This window comes from Sphaerimonospora sp. CA-214678, assembly GCF_050942215.1.
Classification (GTDB): domain Bacteria; phylum Actinomycetota; class Actinomycetes; order Streptosporangiales; family Streptosporangiaceae; genus Sphaerimonospora.
This window is the reverse complement of record NZ_CP192056.1, coordinates 5,216,867-5,234,931: the sequence shown is the minus strand read 5'-3', so window position 1 is coordinate 5,234,931 and position 18,065 is coordinate 5,216,867. Positions and strand designations below refer to the sequence as shown.

The following is an 18,065-nucleotide window of genomic DNA, read 5'->3' as shown; positions in this document are numbered from 1 at the left end:
ATTCGTGTGGGGGTGGGGGTTGCGGAGTGGGAAAGGCATGGGGCGGGCTGGGAGAGTCCGGGCACACTGTTGGGTCCTGAGGGAACGGCTGTGTTCTGCTCTGGGCGTCGTGGGATGTTCTGTCCTTTCGCGTTGTGCGTGTGTGTGTTGCACGCTTTCGTGTGGGGTGGGGGGTTTCGCGGGGTGTCTGGGGTGGGTGGTTTTTCCTTCGTGCGGGGCTGGTCTCCTGCCATACCGGCTTGGGGCTTGCTTATGGGTCGTGGTCTTGTGCTCGTTGGGGTGCGGGGTTGCGGCTTGTGGGTGGGTTTCGGGTGTTTGGTGGTGGGGTGGGCTGGTTTTTCTGGTTGTTGTTTGTGAATTGCATAGTGGACGCGAGCATCTTTTGTGGCCAAGTTGTTTAGGGCACACGGTGGATGCCTTGGCATCAGGAGCCGATGAAGGACGTGGGAGGCTGCGTTAAGCCTCGGGGAGTCGCCAACCAGACGTTGATCCGGGGATGTCCGAATGGGGAAACCTAGCACCAGTCATGTGGTGTTGCCGCCGTCTGAATGTATAGGGCGGTTGGTGGTGACGCGGGGAAGTGAAACATCTCAGTACCCGTAGGAGAAGAAAACAATTGTGATTCCGTGAGTAGTGGTGAGCGAAAGCGGAGGAGGCTAAACCGTGCGCGTGTGATAGCCGGCGGGCGTTGCGTGTGCGGGGTTGTGGGAGCTTCTGGAGGAGACCGCTGTCTTCTCAAGCAGTGATAAATCGGTGTGGTAGTCGAACGTTCTGGGATGGGCGGCCGGAGACCGTGAAAGCCGGGTAGGTGAAATCATGCCGACTGCTGGGGGTTGTCCCGAGTAGCACGGGGCTCGAGGAATCCTGTGTGAATCTGCCAGGACCACCTGGTAAGCCTAAATACTTCCTGATGACCGATAGTGCACGAGTACCGTGAGGGAAAGGTGAAAAGCGCCCCGGTGAGGGGTTGTGAAATAGTACCTGAAACCGTGTGCCTACAAGCCGTGGGAGCGTATACAGGGTTCGCCTTGTGTGTGATGTGACTGCGTGCCTTTTGAAGAATGAGCCTGCGAGTCGTGGTGTGTGGCGAGGTTAACCCGGGTGGGGGAGCCGTAGCGAAAGCGAGTCTGAATAGGGCGTTTGAGTCGCATGCTGTGGACCCGAAGCGGAGTGATCTACGCATGGGCAGGGTGAAGCTCAGGTAAGACTGGGTGGAGGCCCGAACCCACCAGGGTTGAAAACCTGGGGGATGATCTGTGTGTAGGGGTGAAAGGCCAATCAAACTCCGTGATAGCTGGTTCTCCCCGAAATGCATTTAGGTGCAGCGTTGCGTGGTGCTTGCCGGAGGTAGGGCTCTGGTTGGCTGATGGGCCCGACAAGGTTACTGACGTCAGCCAAACTTCGAATGCCGGTAAGTTGAGCGTGGCAGTGAGACTGCGGGGGATAAGCTCCGTGGTCGAGAGGGAAACAGCCCAGATCGTCGACTAAGGCCCCTAAGCGTGTGCTGAGTGGGAAAGGATGTGGAGTCGCAGTGACAACCAGGAGGTTGGCTTAGAAGCAGCCATCCTTGAAAGAGTGCGTAATAGCTCACTGGTCAAGTGATTTTGCGCCGATAATGTAGCGGGGCTCAAGCATACCGCCGAAGTCGCGGCACTTGCATCATCGTTGTGGTGGTGTGGGTGGGTAGGGGAGCGTCGTGCGTCCGGTGAAGCTGTCGAGTGATCGGTGGTGGAGGGTGTGCGAGTGAGAATGCAGGCATGAGTAGCGAGTCAGAAGTGAGAAACTTCTGCGCCGGATGACCAAGGGTTCCTGGGGCAGGTTGATCCGCCCAGGGTTAGTCGGGGCCTAAGGCGAGGCCGACAGGCGTAGTCGATGGATGACGGGTTGATATTCCCGTACCCGCTGTGGTGCGCCCATACTGAACCTGGTGATACTAAGAGTCCTTAGCCCCCTGTTGCCTTCGGGTGGCGGGTGAGGGTGAACGCTCGGCCTGAGCTGGTAGTAGGTAAGCGATGGGGTGACGCAGGAAGGTAGCCCATCCCGGGCGGTGGTTGTCCCGGGGTAAGCATGTAGGGCGAGGGGTAGGTAAATCCGCTCCTCATGTGCCTGAGGTGTGATGCCGAGCCGATTGTGGTGAAGTGGGTGATCCTATGCTGTCGAGAAAAGCCTCTAGTGAGTGCTGTGGCGGCCCGTACCCTAAACCGACTCAGGTGGTCAGGTAGAGAATACCGAGGCGGTCGGGTGAACTGTGGTTAAGGAACTCGGCAAATTGCCCCCGTAACTTCGGGAGAAGGGGGGCCTCTGCTGGTGATCGACTGTGCGTTGTGAGCTGGTGGGGGTCGCAGTGGCCAGGGGGAAGCGACTGTTTACTAAAAACACAGGTCCGTGCGAAGTCGTAAGACGATGTATACGGACTGACGCCTGCCCGGTGCCGGAACGTTAAGGGGACTGCTTAGCACTCTTCGGGGTGCGAAGGTGAGAACTTAAGCGCCGGTAAACGGCGGTGGTAACTATAACCATCCTAAGGTAGCGAAATTCCTTGTCGGGTAAGTTCCGACCTGCACGAATGGCGTAACGACTTCCCCGCTGTCTCAACCACAGGCCCGGTGAAATTGCAGTACGAGTAAAGATGCTCGTTTCGCGCAGCAGGACGGAAAGACCCCGGGACCTTCACTGCAGCTTGACATTGGTGTTTGGGGCGGCTTGTGTAGGATAGGTGGGAGACGGTGAAGCGGTGACGCTAGTTGTCGTGGAGTCATTGGTGAAATACCACTCTGGTCGTTTTGGATGTCTAACCCGCGCCCGTGGATCCGGGTGGGGGACAGTGTCTGGTGGGTAGTTTAACTGGGGCGGTTGCCTCCTAAAGGGTAACGGAGGCGCCCAAAGGTTCCCTCAGCCTGGTTGGTAATCAGGTGGTGAGTGTAAGTGCACAAGGGGGCTTGACTGTGAGACTGACGGGTCGAGCAGGAGCGAAAGCTGGGACTAGTGATCCGGCATCGGCGTGTGGAAGCGGTGTCGCTCAACGGCTAAAAGGTACCCCGGGGATAACAGGCTGATCTTCCCCAAGAGTCCATATCGACGGGATGGTTTGGCACCTCGATGTCGGCTCGTCGCATCCTGGGGCTGGAGTAGGTCCCAAGGGTTGGGCTGTTCGCCCATTAAAGCGGTACGCGAGCTGGGTTTAGAACGTCGCGAGACAGTTCGGTCCCTATCCGCTGCGCGCGCAGGAGACTTGTGAGGGGCTGTCCCTAGTACGAGAGGACCGGGACGGACGAACCTCTGGTGTGCCAGTTGTTCCGCCAGGAGCATGGCTGGTTGGCTACGTTCGGTAGGGATAACCGCTGAAAGCATCTAAGCGGGAAGCTTGCCTTTAGATGAGGTCTCCCACCCGTTTGGGGTAAGGCCCCCTGTAGATGATGGGGTTGATAGGCTGGGAGTGGAAGCGCGGTAACGTGTGGAGCTGACCGGTACTAATAGGCCGAGGACTTGACCACAAGACTTTTTCGGTGTTTGCGTCCACTGTGTGATTTTCGAGCAGCAACCGGACCGTGGTTGGCTGTTTGGTGGGGTTACGGCGGTTTTAGCGGTTGGGAAACACCCGGTTACATTCCGAACCCGGTAGTTAAGCCTTCCAGCGCCGATGGTACTGCATCCGTGGGGGTGTGGGAGAGTAGGTCGCCGCCGGACAATTGTTGTGTGCGGGCCGTCCTTTTGTGGGGCGGCCTGCACGCGTTTCCGGGCTTTGTGCGTGTGCGGGGCTGTGTTCGGGGGGTGTTGTGGCCTCCCGTTTTTTGTTTGTGCCGGGTGTGGGTTGGGAGGCCGTGGGTGCCTCCCTTTTTTGTTTGTGCGGGGGGTCCGCTCTTCCGGCTACATCCCGGAGCGGACGCGTGGTAGCTCTCGGGGATGATGACGAAAGACGACCCGCTGATGAGGATGTGCTCCGACTCCGTTCACATAGGAAGGGCACATCTCATGCAGAACGTCATCGATCAGGCGGCACCCGCCGACCGACGTCAGGTCTCCGCAGGTCTGCTTCACGGTCTGCGCATTCTGGTCGTCGCTCAGGCGCTCGGGCTCGTGGTCGCGGCGTCCTACGCCGGTCAGGCCGTCAACGGCGGGGAGGATCTCGCCGAGACGCATGTCATGGTCGGCATGGTCGTTCACCTGATCGCACTGCTTCAGATCGTCGCGGCGGTGCTGGTGTGGCGTCCGGGGCGTGGCGCCGGGTGGCCGGCTCTGGCCAGCCTGGTCCTGTTCCTGGTCGGCATAGGCCAGCACTTCAGCTGGGAGATGCTCGGCACGCACGTTCCGAGTGGACTCGTGCTGTTCGGCCTCACCGTGGCCGTGCTGGTCTGGACGTGGTCTCCCCGCGCCGCCGTACGCCGCTCGTAACCGGGTGCTCCGCTGCCCTCGACGCGGAGCACCACGAGGGTCACAGAGCGAGCACCTGGGCCGCCGCCGTGGTCAGGCTGCCCCGGTATGCCTCGCCGAACAGGCAGACGTGGACGGCGAGCGGGTGGAGCTGGTGCAGCGGGACGCGTTCACGCCAGCCGTCAGAGAGGGGTGCCGTCTCGCGGTAGGCCCCGAGGATCGCGCTGAGGTGCGGTGCTCCGAACAGTGCCAGCATGGCCAGGTCGGTCTCACGGTGGCCGCCATGGGCCGCAGGGTCGATCAGTACGACCTTCCCGTCGGTCCACAGTAGGTTGCCGTTCCACAGATCGCCGTGGATCCGGCTGGGCGGCTCGACCGGCCCCGCCACGTCAGGGACGTACGCGCACGCGTCCTCGATGAGTTCGACATCGGCGGCGGAGAGCCGGCCGTCGTCACGCGCGAGCCGTACGAACGGCAGGACCCGGCGGGTGACGTAGAACGACGGCCAGTCGGACAGGGCGGTGTTGTCCATCGGCAGGTGCGCGATGGTCCCGGACCAGGGCGCCCCGAAAGCGGGGGCCCCGGTCGCGTGCAGGGCGGCCAGTTCGTGTCCGAATCGCTCCGCGGCAGCGGCCGTCGCGGGTGCGGTCTCGATCCATTCGAGCACGAGCCTGTCCTCGGAGACGTCGATCACGTCGGGTACGGCGACCACGCCGGGGTCGGCGAGCCAGCGCAGGCCCGCCGCCTCGGAGGTGAAGCCGGTGGAACCGGCGGATCCGGTCCCCTTCTTGACGAACGCTCTCCTGCCGTCGTCGAGCTCGGCTTCGTGAAGCGTCCAGGCGTGGCTTCCGCCCAGGTCTCTAATGATTTTCAAGGTGCTTGGCCAGCCCCTCCGCCGCTGCCTCGATCATGTGGAGTGCCTCGACGAACCCTTCGGGGCCGCCGTAGTAGGGGTCCGGCACCTCGGCTCCCTCCGGCGCGGCGGGATCGAACGAACGCAGCAGCCGCACGTCGGCCTCCGGGGGCGCGAGGCGGCGGATGTCGCGTAGGTTCTCCCGGTCCATCACGAGGACCAGGTCGCGCTCGGCGAACCAGGCGGGATCGAACTGACGGACCCGGTGCGACGAGCCGTCGTAGCCGTGCTCGGCGAGCGTCGCCAGCGCCCGCTCGTCCATTGGATTGCCGACATGCCAGTCGCTGGTGCCCGCGCTGTCGACCACGACGTCGAGCCCGTGCTCGGCGAACGTACGGCGCAGCACCGCCTCGGCCATCGGAGAGCGGCAGATGTTACCCAGGCAGACGACACACACGCGTTTCATGCCTTCAATGCTCTCCCATGACGGCCGTGGTCGCGACCGGTAGGGGCCGGTCGGGCAGGCGACGGAGATCGACCTGGCTCATTCACCGCCCGTTCACCTTTGCCAGGGCTTTGCTTCACCTTTGCCGCCTAGCGTCTCTCTCGTTGACAGTGCAACTGAGAGGAACAAGCGTGAAATCTGCAGGCCGGCTCGCCGCCACCGTCGCCATCGCCGGCGTGCTTTCGCTCGTCGCGTGCGGCACCGACGACAACATCACCTCCGGTGCCTCCGCCGCGGCGGCTCAGGGTCCGACGCCGGGCGGCCTGTCCGGCACGATCAACGCCGCGGGCTCGTCCGCCCAGGCGAACGCGATGGCGGAGTGGAAGAAGGCGTTCCAGTCGTCGAATCCCGGGGTGAGCGTCAACTACCAGCCGAGCGGGTCCGGTGCCGGAATTCAGGCGTTCATCCAGGGTACCGTGGCGTTCGCCGGTTCGGACTCGGCCCTGAACGACGAGAAGGGGGAGCCGGCCCAGGCGGACGCGCGCTGCGCGACCGGTAAGGCGATCAACCTCCCCATGGTGACCGGCCCGGTGGCCGTCGTCTACAACCTGCCGGGTGTGGACGGTCTGCAACTGTCGCCGAAGACGCTCGCCGGCGTCTTCAATAGTGAGATCACCAAGTGGGACGACCCGGCCGTCAAGGCGGACAACCCCGACGCTCAGCTGCCCTCCACCGCCATCCAGGCCTTCCACCGGTCGGACGAGTCGGGGACCAGCGACAACTTCACCAAGTTCCTGAAGGCGACGTCGGACTGGCCGTACGAAGCGGCGAAGGCGTGGCCGGCGGAGGCCAGGGGGCAGGGCGCGAAGGGCTCGGACGGCATCGCCGCCGCGGTCAGGGGCACCGAGGGCGCGATCGGCTACGTCGAGCTGTCCTTCGCGGAGAACTCGCAGCTCCAGAAGGCCAAGGTCGCCAACGGCTCGGGCGAGTTCGTGGAGCTCACGCCGGAGAGCGCGGGCAAGACCGTCGAGGCCGCCGAGATCGTGGGCTCCGGCAACGACCTCAAGTTGAAGATCGACTATGCCACCGACGCTCCGGGTGCCTACCCGATCGTGCTGGTGACGTACGAGATCACCTGCGAGAAGGGCCTGCCGGCCGCCGACGCGGACCTGGTCAGGTCGTTCCTGACCTACACCGCCAGCGACGCGGGTCAGCAGGCGCTCAGCGGTCTCGGCTACGCCCCGCTGCCGGACGGCCTCGTCGGCAAGGTCCGTGCCGCCGTCGACGCGATCTCCTGATCACGATGGCCACGACATTCCGCACTCGGCAGGGCGGCTCCGGCGAGGAACCGGTAGGGGGGACCGTGACCGACGCCGCGAGCATGCCCGCGCCTCAGACCGAGCCGTCTCGGACTGGAGCCGCGAGTACGCCCGGAAACGGGCCGACGCGGGGGACCTCCGGGCAGCTCGGAGTGGAGGAGACGGGCGGCCCGGCCATGCGCCGGGCCGCCCGTCGGCGTGCCGCGGGCACCGGGGGCGCCCGCGGCGACGGGCCGTTCCGCTTCGCGGCGACGGGGGCGGGCATCGCGCTCCTGGCGGTGATGGCGGCGATCGGGGTCTTCCTCGTCGTCAAGGCCGTCCCCGCGCTCCGCGCCAACACCTCGAACTTCCTGACCGAGCTGACCTGGCGGCCGAACGCCGCCGAGCCGTCGTTCGGCATCGGCGCGCTCGCGTTCGGCACCGTGCTCAGCTCGTTCCTGGCGCTCGTCATCGCCACCCCGGTGGCCGTCGGCGTGGCGCTGTTCATCTCCCATTACGCGCCCCGGCGGCTCGCCTCGGCACTCGGCTATGTGGTAGATCTCCTCGCCGCGGTGCCGAGCGTGGTCTACGGGCTGTGGGGTGTCGCCTTCCTGGTCCCGTTCATGCTCGGGCCGTCGGAGTTCCTGAACCGCTACCTCGGGTGGATCCCGCTGTTCGGGGGCGACCAGGTGGTCGGCCGGAGCATGCTCACCGGGGCGCTCGTGCTCGCCATCATGATCCTGCCGATCATCGCGGCGATCTCCCGTGAGGTGTTCCTCCAGGTGCCCAAAGCGCAGGAGGAGGCGGCGCTCGCGCTCGGGGCCACCCGCTGGGAGATGATCAGGATGTCGGTGCTGCCGTTCGGCCGTCCCGGCGTCATCAGCGCCGCGATGCTCGGCCTCGGCCGCGCCATGGGCGAGACCATCGCCGTCGCGCTGATCTTCCCTGCGACGTTCACCGTCACGTTCCAGGTGCTCGGCCCCAGCGGGAACAGCATCGCGGCCAACATCGCCAACGGCTTCGGCGAGGCGACCGAGACCGGCCGGGGGGCGCTCATCGCCTCGGGACTGGTCCTCTTCCTGATCACGCTGCTGGTGAACATGGGCGCGCGGCTCGTCATCGCGCGGCGCAAGGAGTACGCGAGGGCGGCGGCATGACCACACCGAGCGGCGCGACCGTACGGACCGGAATCCGGCCCGTCTCCGTCGGACGGCGGCTGAAGGACCGGACGGTCCAGGTGCTGATCTGCCTGGCCTTCGTGCTGGCGCTGATCCCTCTGGCTTCCGTGCTCTGGATGGTCGTCAAGAACGGCATGCAGCGCTTCGACCTGGAGTTCCTCACGCATTCGATGCGTAACATCGGGGCCAGGGACGTGGGCGGCGGCGCCTACCACGCGATCGTCGGGACACTGCAGCAGGTCCTGCTCGCATCGCTCATCGCGGTCCCCATCGGTCTGCTCACCGCGATCTACCTGGTCGAGTACGGCGAGGGCGGACGGCCGGCGAGAACCATCGGCTTCTTCGTTGACGTCATGACGGGCGTCCCTTCCGTCGTTTCCGGCCTCTTCGTCCTGGCCTTCTGGATCCTCGTCCTCGGCATGCCGTTCTCCGGCTTCGCCGGCGCGCTCGCGCTGTCGATCCTGATGATGCCGGTCGTGGTCAGATCGGCCGAGGAGATGCTCCGGCTCGTGCCGCGCGAGCTGCGCGAGGCGTCGTACGCCCTGGGCGTCCCGAAATGGCGGACCGTCGTCAAGGTGGTGCTGCCCACGGCGTTCACCGGCATCGCGACCGGCGTCATGCTGGCCGTCGCCCGGGTGGCCGGGGAGACCGCGCCGCTGCTGCTCACCGTCTTCTTCACCGACTCCATCAACAACGACCCGTTCAACGGGCCGCAGATGGGTCTTCCGCTGTACGTCTTCGACCAGGCCGGCCGGCCGACCGACGCGGCGATCGACCGCGCGTGGTCGGGGGCGCTCACGTTGATCCTGATCGTCATGCTGCTCAACCTGGTCGCGCGCCTCATCGGGTGGTGGCGGTCGCCCGCGAGGAAGGGGTCCTAGGAACCATGGCCAAGCAGATCGAGGTGTCGGACCTCGACGCCTACTACGGATCGCACAAGGCGATCGAGGGCATCACGATGACGGTCGAGCCGCGGTCGGTCACGGCGTTCATCGGCCCGTCCGGCTGTGGCAAGTCGACGTTCCTGCGCACGCTGAACCGCATGCACGAGGTCATCCCCGGCGCCCGGGTGGAGGGCAAGGTCAGGCTCGAGGACCAGGACCTCTACGGGCCGGACGTCGACCCGGTCTCGGTACGCAGGACCATCGGCATGGTGTTCCAGCGCCCCAACCCGTTCCCGACCATGTCGATCTTCGACAACGTCGCGGCGGGGCTGCGGCTGAACGGGCGGGTCTCCCGTTCGGAGCTCGAAGGCGTCGTCGAGGCGTCACTCAAGGGCGCGAACCTGTGGAACGAGGTCAAGGACCGGCTCAACAAGCCGGGGGCGGGCCTGTCCGGTGGTCAGCAGCAGCGTCTGTGCATCGCGCGGGCCATCGCCGTACGCCCGGAGGTCCTGCTGATGGACGAGCCGTGCTCGGCCCTCGACCCGATCTCCACGCTGGCGATCGAAGACCTGATCGCGCAGCTCAAGAAGGACTACACGATCGTCATCGTCACGCACAACATGCAGCAGGCCGCCCGGGTCAGCGACCGGACGGCGTTCTTCAACCTGGCCGCCCAGGGGCGGGCGGGCAGGCTCATCGAGATGGACGACACCTCGAAGATCTTCACGAACCCGGCGGAGAAGGCCACCGAGGACTACATCACCGGCCGCTTCGGCTGAGGCGTTTGAGCACCTCGCCGTGGAGCAGGCCGTTCGTGCAGACGAGGCTGCCCTCCTCGGGCGATGAGGCGCTGTCGAGCGGCGAGGCGCCGTCGAGTGCGGTGCAGGTGCCGCCCGCCTCCTCGATGATGATCGTCAGAGCGGCCAAGTCCCAGAGGGAGAGCTCGGGCTCGGCCGAGACGTCCACCGCGCCTTCCGCGACCATCACGTGCGACCAGAAATCCCCGTAGGCGCGGGTCCGCCAGACCTCCCTGGTGAGGTCGAGGAAGTCGTCGAGCCTGCCCTTCTTCTCCCATTCCCCCAGATCGGAGAAGGACAGGGAGGCGTCGTCGACGCGGCCGACCGACGACACCCGGCAGCGGGACGCCTCGGTGAGGTTCCGGCCGGTCCAGGAGCCGCCGCCCTTCGCCGCCCACCAGCGGCGGTGCAGCGCCGGCGCGGACACGACCCCCACGACGATCTCTCCCTGCTCCATGAGCGCGATGAGGGTCGCCCAGACAGGGACGCCGCGCACGTAGTTCTTCGTGCCGTCGATGGGATCGACGATCCACGAGCGTGTGCCGTCCCCGGTGCTGCCGTACTCCTCGCCCACGATCGCGTCGCGCGGACGGGCGCGGCGCAGCGTGCCGCGGATGGCCTCCTCCGCCGCCCGGTCGGCGTCGCTCACCGGCGTGAGGTCGGGCTTGGTGTCGACCTTCAGGTCCACGGCCTTGAACCGGCGCATCGTGATGTCATCGGCGGCGTCCGCCATCAGATGCGCGAGATGCAGATCGTCGCTGTGTCCCGTCACATGGACAAGGTACCGTGCCGCCACCTGGTCGCAGCAGCGCCGGACGCGCGTCATGCCGTACTCGTCGGTAATATCCGCTCATGGACCTCGCGGCTTTCCTCCTCGACAGTGTGCCGTTCGCGCGAATGCTCGGCATCTCCTTCGACTCCGCCGGCTCCGGTACGGCCGTGGCCCGCATGCCCGACCGGGCCGACCTGCACAACCACGTCGGCGGACCGCATGCGGGAGCGATGTTCACGCTCGCCGAGACGGCCTCCGGCGCGGCCATGCTGTCGGCCTTCGCCGACCAGCTCACCAGGGCCGTGCCGTTGGCGAAGACGGCGCGGGTCGACTACCGGAGGCCGGCCATGGGCGAGGTGACGGCCTCCGCCACCCTCCGGGCCGACCGCGCCGAGGTGGTCGCGCGGCTCGACGAGGGGAGACGGCCCGAATTCGATGTCGCGGTCGAGATCCTGGACGCGGACGGCGTCGTGGTGGCCGAGATGACCGTCGTCTGGACGTTGCGGCCGAACCGGCCGTGAAGTGAACGGGGCCGGGTGCTCAGTCGCGGTCCCTGGCCTCGCGGGCCCATTCGATCGTGGCCTTGAGCCCGGTCGGCAGGTCGTGTCTGGGCCGCCAGCCGAGCCCTTCGAAGGCCGGAGCGGGGTCGACGGCCATGGCGGGCAGATCCCCCGGGCGTGGTGGCTCGAACCTCGGCTCGTCGGGGGCTCCGGCGGCCTCGGCGATCAGCGTGTGCAGCTCACGGTCCGTGGTCTGCACACCGGTGCCGAGATTGAAGCGCCGTCCGTCACCGCCGGTCCCGCAGGCGTGCATGAACCCGTCGACGACGTCATCGACGAAGACGTAGTCCCGCGTCTGCGTGCCGTCGCCGTACACGACCGTGGGCCTGCCGGACAGCAGCGCGTCGGTGAAGATCGCGACGACCCCGGCCTCACCCTCCGGCGACTGCCGCGGGCCGTACACATTGGACAGCACGAGCGTCGTGTACTCCAGCCCGTGCAGCGCCCGATAGGTGGCCAGATAGAGCTCGCCGCCGAGCTTGGAGGCGGCGTACGGCGAACGCGGATCGGTGGGGGCGTCGCCCGGCACCGGGATCACGGCCGGCTTGCCGTACACCGCGACCGACGACGCGTAGACGATCTTGCGTGCGCCGCCCCGCCGGGCGGCCTCCAGCACGTTGACCGTGCCCTCGACGTTCATGCTGGCATCGGCGCGTGGGTCGGCGACGCTCCTGCGTACGCTGATCTGGGCGGCCAGATGGCAGACCACCTCGGGCCGCCACCTCTGGGCCAGGTCTCCGAGCGCGGGGTCCCGTACGTCTATGACGTGCAGTGGCGCATGGGAGTTCCGGTTGTGTCCGGAGGACATGTCGTCCACCACCGCCACGTCGTGGCCGTCCGCCAGGAGCCGATCGACGAGGTTCGATCCGATGAACCCCGCTCCGCCCGTGACCAGTGCCCGCATGTCCCGCCCTCCCTCGAAGGTTCAGGTCGTGTCCGGCCGGCCCTCGCAGGCGGCGAAGATCCGCAGGACATTCCCTAGACGGCAGATCTTAACCGGCGGGTAGGACATCCCGGCCCGTTGAGGGCCGGTCGGTTCAGTCGGCCAGCTCGGCGCGGAGCTGGGCGATGCGGGACAGGACCTTGGCCCTGAGGTCCTCGGGGACGGGGTCGCAGCCGCATTTCTTGGCCACGAGCTGTTTGATGGCCTGCTCCAGGCCGTACTCCTCCAGGCAGGGCCCGCACTCGTCGAGATGCTGCCGGATCTCGGCACAGCGGCTGCTGTCCAACTCGCCGTCGAGGTAGCTGTACACACGGTCCAGTACGTCGCTACACGGCGTGTCGTGATGCCGCCCGCAGCTCATCGCTTCTCCTCCCCAAGCGACCCGTCGGGACCTCCGGCAGGGGAGTCCGCCCGCACGAGTCCGCGTTCGCGCGCGTAGTCATGGAGCAGGGTCCGCAACTGCCGCCGCCCCCGGTGCAGACGCGACATCACGGTCCCGATCGGAGTGCCCATGATCTCGGCGATCTCCTTGTACGGGAAGCCCTCGACGTCGGCCAGATAGACGGCGATGCGGAAATCCTCGGGAATCGCGGCCAGCGCGTCCTTCACGTCGCTGTCGGGGAGGTGCTCCAGTGCCTCTATCTCGGCGGACTTGAGCCCCGTCGACATGTGCGACTCGGCCCGTGCGAGCTGCCAGTCCTCGATGTTCTCGGCGCCGGACTGCTTGGGCTCCCGCTGCTTCTTGCGATAACTGTTGATGAAGGTGTTCGTGAGGATGCGATACAGCCAGGCCTTGAGGTTCGTCCCCTGCTGGAACTGGTGGAAGGAGGCGAAGGCCTTGGCGAAGGTCTCCTGTAGGAGGTCTTCGGCATCCGCTGTGTTTCGGGTCATCCGGAGTGCTGCGGAGTAAAGCTGGTCGAGATACGGCATGACGTCGCGCTCGAACCGTTCACTGCGCTGTTCCAGAGTCTCCTCGGCCGTCTTGGCGACCGGACCCACCTCCTTCAGAACGCCGTACCCAGCCGAGGATACCGGGCCGGAGCGAGCGGCCGGCCGCGGGACTTCTGGCAGCACCAACGTCTTCATGCCCAACTGCAACAGGGCAGGCGTAGAGTCTGTTCCCGGTGCAGTTTCAGGTGATGAACGCCCCCGGGTGGGGAAAGAAACCAAGTACCGGCTGGAGCCCGGTAACCGACGTCCAGGAGCCGCTCGTGCTGCCTATCCCGGCCACCGAACTCAACGGCTCGGGCACCCTCGGGCCTTATTGGACCTTTTATCATGCCGTGGTCGCCGAGCAGCTCAGACAGTGGCTCCCCACTCGCCCCTCCCTTCTGCTGGATCTGTCCGGCGGCCGCAGCCGATGGCCGGCCCAGGCGGCGCGCGCCGGCCATCGGGTGATCGAGGTGGTGGACTTCCGCCGTCCGGCGGAACCCCGGCTGAGGGCGGCCTGCGACCGGATCCACAAGGTGCGCGCCGACGATCTGAGCTTCCTGCCGGACGGGAGCGTCGACGGGATAGTCGCCGAGCAGCGCGTCCTGTCGGTCGAGATCATGGCCGAGTCGGTCATGGAGGACGTGGCGCGTGTGCTGAAGCCCGGCGGACGGGCACTGCTGTGCGTCGACTCGCTGGTGCTCGGCATGGCGATACTCGCCGAGCAGAACTACTGGGCGCATCTCCGCCAGACCGGCGAGGTCATGCTGGTCCCGTGGCCGGACGGCAGCATCACCCGGTGCTTCACCAGCGCTCAGATGCGCGAGCTGATCACCATGGCCGGACTGGAGACGGAGTGGATCCGCCCGCGCACCGTGCTGTCTCCCTCGATGGTCGATCACGTGCTGAGCACGGAGAGCCGCTCGCTCGCCTGGCTGGTGCGCACGGAGCTGGAGTCCGAGGCCGACGGCGACGACACGGTCGGCATCCACCTCGTCGCCAGCGCGCGCAAGCCGCTGTGACGAGCCTCTGTCACAGGCCCCTGTGACAGGTCCCTGGGACGACGGGGCTGTGAGCGTCGTTCAGCGGCGACGGCGCTCGGCCCGCGCCTGGCACTGCACGCACCGTGCGGCCTCGGGACGCGCCTCCAGCCTGCCTTCGGGTACGGTGCCGCCGCAGTCGATGCACCGCCCGTAGCGGCCGTCTTCGAGCCGCTTGAGCGCGGCGAGCACTGCGGCGCGCTGCCGCGCGGCCACGTCGAGCATGGCCCGGGTGCGATCGGAATCGCTGAGATGGGCGCCGCCGTCCGCCGCCGAACCGTCCCGCAGGTCGGTGCCGTCCCCCGTGAGCACGCTGATGGACCTGTCAAGCTCTTGGAGCATGCCTTCCAGGCGCCTGCGCACGGTCGCGTCGTCCACGAGTCCGCACCTCCGGGAGAGTGTGGGGGGAACCGCCTGGAGCCCCGGCCTCCTGACGGGTCGAGCCGGTCACCGCGGGTAAATCACTTTCCTCACGGATGCCCAGTTCAGCGCCCTTTTACACCCCTCTCCTGTCGGGATGGTCAGAAAAGCGCCTCCGTCTTCTCCGGATCTCCGTCGAGCGGCTCGAGCAGCTCCGGGCCGTTGTTGCGTACGTTGTTCACCGCGGTGGAGACCGGGTGGGCCCTCAGCCGGTCGGGACCGGCGGCGACCAGCAGCCCGGCGGGGTCCTCGGTCCGCGGATCGAGCCATTCTGCCCAGCGGTCGCGCTCGATCGTCATCGGCATGCGGTCGTGGATGTGCCCCACCTCGTCCTCGGCGGTGGTGGTGATCACAGTGCAGGTGCACAGCCACTTGAGCGGGTCGTCGTCCGCCCGCTCCGGGTCCTTCCAGAACTCGTACAGCCCGGCCATCGCGAGCATGCCGCCGTCGGCCGGGTGGATGAAATAGGGCTGCTTCTTCTTGCCCTCGACCGGCATCCATTCGTAGTAGCCGTCGGCCGGGAGCAGGCATCGCCGCGCGGCGAACGCCCGGCGGAACGCGGGCTTGTCCGCCACCGTCTCGACCCGGGCGTTGATGAGCCGTGACCCGATCGAGGGATCCTTCGCCCAGGCCGGGACGAGCCCCCACCGCACGATCTGCAGCTGCCTGACCGGGCGGTCCGACAGGCTCTCGCCGTCGACCTTGGGGACCCGGCTCATCACCGCGTAGATCTGCTTGGTGGGCGCGACGTTGTAGTCGGGGGGAAGCTCCTGGTCGGGGACGCCGTCCAGTTCGACCTGGAACTCCTCCAGCAGTTCGTGCTTCTTGCGCGCAGACGCGTACCTACCGCACATGTCACAACTCTGCCATCCACAACGGGATCACGCGCGGCCCCTCCGGAGGCGGGCGGGTCGATAAGCTTGCGGACATGGTCTCCGCACAGTCCGCACCACGTGACGACGAACCGAACGACACCGGGTCGCTCTGGCCGGCTCCGACGGCCGCCGGTCCGGTCGACGCGACCGTACGGCTGCCCGGTTCGAAATCGGTGACCAACCGCGCGCTGCTGCTCGCCGCGCTGGCCGAGGCCCCGGGTTCGGTACGGCTGGCGCTGCGCAGCCGCGACGCGGACCTGATGGCGGCCGCGCTGCGCGCGCTCGGCACGGAGATGACGCCGTCGAACGAGAGCCCCTCCAGCGTGGACTGGTCGATCGTCCCCCACCCCATCAGGGGCGGCGCGTCGATCGACGTGGGTCTGGCCGGCACGGTCATGCGGTTCGTGCCGCCGGTCGCCGCGCTCGCCGACGGCCCGGTGGCCTTCGACGGCGACCCGCACGCGCGCAAGCGGCCGATGGGCGCGATCCTGACGGCTCTGCGCGCACTCGGCGCGACCGTCGACGGCGACGCGCTGCCGTTCACGGTCCGCGGGCCGATCGCCGGCGGCGAGGTGGTGCTCGACGCGTCCGCCTCCTCCCAGATGGTGTCCGGCCTGCTCCTGGCCGCGGCCCGGTTCGAGAAGGGCGTGACGGTGCGGCACAGTGGCCCGCCGGTCCCGTCGATGCCGCACATCGCGATGACCGTGCACATGCTGCGCCAGGCCGGAGTGGAGGTGGACGACTCCGAGCCCGACATGTGGCGGGTGCAGCCCGGCCCGATCCGCGCCGGTCACGTCACGGTCGAGCCCGACCTGTCGAACGCGGCCCCCTTCCTGGCGGCCGCCCTCGTCACCGGCGGCACCGTGACCGTCCCCGACTGGCCGGCCGAGACCACCCAGGGCGGCGACCGGCTGCGCGACCTGCTCACCGAGATGGGCGCGAGCGTCACTCCGACGGCCGAGGGCCTGCGGGTGACCGGCGCCGGCACGGTGCGGGGCATCGACGTCGACCTGCGCGACGTCAGCGAGCTGACCCCGACGATCGCGGCGCTCGCCGCGCTGGCCGACGGGCCGTCCCGGATCAGCGGCGTGGCCCACATCCGCGGACACGAGACCGACCGCATCGCCGCGCTCGCCGCCGAGATCAACAGCCTGGGCGGCGACGCCCGCGAGACCGACGACGGGCTGGAGATCCGGCCGAGGCCGCTGTCCGGCGGGGTCTTCCACAGCTACGACGATCACCGGATGGCCACGGCAGGGGCCGTCATCGGCCTCGCCGTGCCGGGCGTCGAGGTGGAGAACATCGCCACCACGGCGAAGACGCTCCCCGAGTTCGCCCGCATGTGGGCCGCGATGCTGGACGGGGCCCCCTGGTGAGACGCGGCACGAGCCGTACGGCCGCCGCACGCGCGAGGAGGCGCGAGCGCTGAGCAGGCGGCGGCACTACGACGAGGACGACGTCAGGGTCAGGCCGGGCAGAGGGTCCCGCCCCCGGACGCGGATCCGCCCTGCCCACAAGGGAGCCGTCGAGGGCTTCGTCGTCGCGGTCGACCGCGGGCGGTACACCTGCCTGGTCGGCCATGACGGCACGCCTTCCGCGGACGGAGGCGGCCGGGCCGGCAGGCCGGAGCGGGACGCCGAGCCGGTCCTCGTCGTCGCGATGAAGGCCCGTGAGCTGGGACGTAAGGGCATCGTCGTGGGAGACCGGGTGGCGCTCGTCGGCGACGTGAGCGGACAGCCCGACACGCTCGCCCGGGTCGTGCGGGTGGAGGAGCGCCGCTCGGTGCTGCTGCGCAGCGCCGACGACACCGAGGACGGCGTGGAGCGGCCGGTCGTGGCCAACGCCGACCAGCTCGTCATCGTCACCGCGCTCGCCGATCCGCCGCCGCGCCCCCGGATGATCGACCGGCTGCTGGTCGCGGCGTTCGACGCGGACATCGAGCCGCTGCTGTGCCTGACCAAGGCCGATCTCGCTCCGGCCGACGAGCTGGTGGCGCTGTATGAGCCGCTCGGCGTGCCGTACGTGGTGGTCGCGAAGGGCGGTCCGCTCGACGGGCTGCGCGATCGGCTGACCGACCGGATCAGCGTGCTGGTGGGGCATTCCGGCGTCGGGAAGTCCACCCTGGTCAACGTGCTGGTGCCGCATGCCGGGCGGGCGGTCTCGCACGTCAACGCGGTCACCGGGCGGGGCAGGCACACCTCGACGTCGGCCGTCGCGTTGGAGCTCCCCGAGGGCGGCTGGATCATCGATACGCCGGGCGTGCGCGGGTTCGGCCTGGCCCACGTGTCGGTGGAGACCGTGCTGGCGTCCTTCCCCGATCTGATCGACGCCACGGTCGACTGTCCCAAGGGCTGCACCCATCTCGGCGACGACTGCGCACTCGACCGCTTCGTCGCGGAGGGCCACGCCGAGCCCACCCGGCTGGAGTCGCTGCGGCGCCTGCTGACCAGCCGCGAGGGCACCACCGACGACGACTGATGAACCCGCGCGCGGAGCGCGGATCTCGGGGACGGTCCAGCCCAAGATCAGAACAAGCTGGGGGACGCCTGCTGTTCGGCGCTCGGTGGTAGGCGTCTCGAATCCGTCTCGTCGCCAGTAGCAGTGAGTCGGAATCACCGTGAATCAAAGAAGCCCCGGCGGACCAACAGGGGCCTGCAGCAGGGGCTGAGCCGTTTGTCCCGGATTCCGGCCCGGCATCT

Annotated in this window: 17 protein-coding genes and 2 rRNA genes; 11 read left to right on the top strand and 8 right to left on the bottom strand. The window is 67.5% G+C overall.

What is annotated here, in order from left to right; all coding sequences use genetic code 11:
* The first annotated feature begins 386 nt into the window (after window positions 1-386).
* The 3 genes from ACQP1K_RS23370 to ACQP1K_RS23360 all read left to right on the top strand — a co-directional run bounded on the left by ACQP1K_RS23370 (window position 387) and on the right by ACQP1K_RS23360 (window position 4,392).
* Window positions 387-3,494: ribosomal RNA gene (locus ACQP1K_RS23370) — 23S ribosomal RNA — on the top strand.
* Window positions 3,495-3,570: 76 nt separating this feature from the next.
* Window positions 3,571-3,687 (top strand): 5S ribosomal RNA (gene rrf, locus ACQP1K_RS23365).
* Between the two features lie 285 nt (window positions 3,688-3,972).
* Window positions 3,973-4,392, top strand: a complete 420-nt coding sequence (locus ACQP1K_RS23360) for a hypothetical protein (RefSeq protein ID WP_433497833.1) — start codon at window positions 3,973-3,975, stop codon at window positions 4,390-4,392.
* A gap of 40 nt (window positions 4,393-4,432) precedes the next feature.
* Here the strand turns inward: ACQP1K_RS23360 and ACQP1K_RS23355 are convergent, their stop codons facing one another.
* Together ACQP1K_RS23355 and ACQP1K_RS23350 are read right to left on the bottom strand one after the other, a co-directional pair.
* Window positions 4,433-5,245, bottom strand: a complete 813-nt coding sequence (locus tag ACQP1K_RS23355; protein ID WP_433497832.1) for a fructosamine kinase family protein — start codon at window positions 5,243-5,245, stop codon at window positions 4,433-4,435.
* Window positions 5,232-5,690 carry a low molecular weight protein-tyrosine-phosphatase gene (locus tag ACQP1K_RS23350; RefSeq protein WP_433497831.1) on the bottom strand — a complete coding sequence of 153 codons (459 nt, stop codon included), beginning with the start codon at window positions 5,688-5,690 and terminating at the stop codon, window positions 5,232-5,234. The genes ACQP1K_RS23355 and ACQP1K_RS23350 overlap by 14 nt, the downstream gene beginning before the upstream one ends.
* Before the next feature lie 170 nt (window positions 5,691-5,860).
* Here ACQP1K_RS23350 and pstS point away from each other — a divergent pair, with 170 nt between their 5' ends.
* From pstS to pstB, 4 genes are all read left to right on the top strand, one after another.
* Window positions 5,861-6,967, top strand: coding sequence for a phosphate ABC transporter substrate-binding protein PstS (gene pstS, locus ACQP1K_RS23345; protein ID WP_433497830.1), 1,107 nt, complete (start codon window positions 5,861-5,863; stop codon window positions 6,965-6,967).
* Window positions 6,968-7,164: 197 nt separating this feature from the next.
* Complete coding sequence (gene pstC / locus ACQP1K_RS23340; protein WP_433501628.1) at window positions 7,165-8,124, top strand: phosphate ABC transporter permease subunit PstC; 960 nt, start codon at window positions 7,165-7,167, stop codon at window positions 8,122-8,124.
* Window positions 8,121-9,026 (top strand): phosphate ABC transporter permease PstA, encoded by a 906-nt coding sequence (gene pstA, locus ACQP1K_RS23335; protein ID WP_433497829.1) that lies wholly within the window; start codon window positions 8,121-8,123, stop codon window positions 9,024-9,026. Before pstC ends, pstA begins: the two co-directional genes overlap by 4 nt.
* Before the next feature lie 5 nt (window positions 9,027-9,031).
* Entirely contained in the window at window positions 9,032-9,808 is a 777-nt protein-coding gene (pstB, locus tag ACQP1K_RS23330; RefSeq protein ID WP_433497828.1) for a phosphate ABC transporter ATP-binding protein PstB, read from the top strand.
* Here the strand turns inward: pstB and hisN are convergent.
* On the bottom strand, window positions 9,789-10,598 hold the full coding sequence (gene hisN / locus ACQP1K_RS23325; protein WP_433501627.1) for a histidinol-phosphatase: 810 nt from the start codon (window positions 10,596-10,598) through the stop codon (window positions 9,789-9,791). The genes pstB and hisN overlap by 20 nt on opposite strands.
* A gap of 80 nt (window positions 10,599-10,678) precedes the next feature.
* On the opposite strand from hisN, the gene ACQP1K_RS23320 reads away from it, so the two are divergent.
* The gene (locus ACQP1K_RS23320; protein WP_433497827.1) at window positions 10,679-11,119 is read left to right on the top strand and encodes a YiiD C-terminal domain-containing protein; all 441 of its coding nucleotides are present in this window, start codon (window positions 10,679-10,681) and stop codon (window positions 11,117-11,119) included.
* A 19-nt stretch (window positions 11,120-11,138) separates the two neighbouring features.
* On the opposite strand, the gene ACQP1K_RS23315 is transcribed toward ACQP1K_RS23320, so the two are convergent.
* The 3 genes from ACQP1K_RS23315 to ACQP1K_RS23305 all read right to left on the bottom strand — a co-directional run bounded on the left by ACQP1K_RS23315 (window position 11,139) and on the right by ACQP1K_RS23305 (window position 13,100).
* The gene (locus tag ACQP1K_RS23315; protein WP_433497826.1) at window positions 11,139-12,062 is read right to left on the bottom strand and encodes an NAD-dependent epimerase/dehydratase family protein; all 924 of its coding nucleotides are present in this window, start codon (window positions 12,060-12,062) and stop codon (window positions 11,139-11,141) included.
* A 133-nt stretch (window positions 12,063-12,195) separates the two neighbouring features.
* Window positions 12,196-12,462 carry a mycothiol system anti-sigma-R factor gene (gene rsrA / locus ACQP1K_RS23310; protein ID WP_055479363.1) on the bottom strand — a complete coding sequence of 89 codons (267 nt, stop codon included), beginning with the start codon at window positions 12,460-12,462 and terminating at the stop codon, window positions 12,196-12,198.
* Window positions 12,459-13,100, bottom strand: coding sequence for a sigma-70 family RNA polymerase sigma factor (locus tag ACQP1K_RS23305; protein ID WP_433497825.1), 642 nt, complete (start codon window positions 13,098-13,100; stop codon window positions 12,459-12,461). The genes rsrA and ACQP1K_RS23305 overlap by 4 nt, the downstream gene beginning before the upstream one ends.
* Window positions 13,101-13,312: 212 nt before the next feature.
* Here ACQP1K_RS23305 and ACQP1K_RS23300 point away from each other — a divergent pair, with 212 nt between their 5' ends.
* Entirely contained in the window at window positions 13,313-14,053 is a 741-nt protein-coding gene (locus ACQP1K_RS23300; protein ID WP_433497824.1) for a class I SAM-dependent methyltransferase, read from the top strand.
* 60 nt (window positions 14,054-14,113) lie between these two features.
* Here ACQP1K_RS23300 and ACQP1K_RS23295 read toward each other — a convergent pair whose 3' ends face one another.
* The gene (locus tag ACQP1K_RS23295; RefSeq protein ID WP_433497823.1) at window positions 14,114-14,449 is read right to left on the bottom strand and encodes a TraR/DksA family transcriptional regulator; all 336 of its coding nucleotides are present in this window, start codon (window positions 14,447-14,449) and stop codon (window positions 14,114-14,116) included.
* A 143-nt stretch (window positions 14,450-14,592) separates the two neighbouring features.
* Window positions 14,593-15,345, bottom strand: a complete 753-nt coding sequence (locus ACQP1K_RS23290; RefSeq protein WP_433497822.1) for an SOS response-associated peptidase — start codon at window positions 15,343-15,345, stop codon at window positions 14,593-14,595.
* A gap of 74 nt (window positions 15,346-15,419) precedes the next feature.
* Between ACQP1K_RS23290 and aroA the strand changes: the two genes are divergently transcribed.
* Together aroA and rsgA are read left to right on the top strand one after the other, a co-directional pair.
* A complete protein-coding gene (gene aroA / locus ACQP1K_RS23285) occupies window positions 15,420-16,742 on the top strand; it encodes a 3-phosphoshikimate 1-carboxyvinyltransferase (protein WP_433497821.1) in 1,323 nt (440 codons plus the stop codon).
* 49 nt (window positions 16,743-16,791) lie between these two features.
* Window positions 16,792-17,844 carry a ribosome small subunit-dependent GTPase A gene (gene rsgA, locus ACQP1K_RS23280; RefSeq protein WP_433501626.1) on the top strand — a complete coding sequence of 351 codons (1,053 nt, stop codon included), beginning with the start codon at window positions 16,792-16,794 and terminating at the stop codon, window positions 17,842-17,844.
* Window positions 17,845-18,065 lie beyond the last annotated feature (221 nt).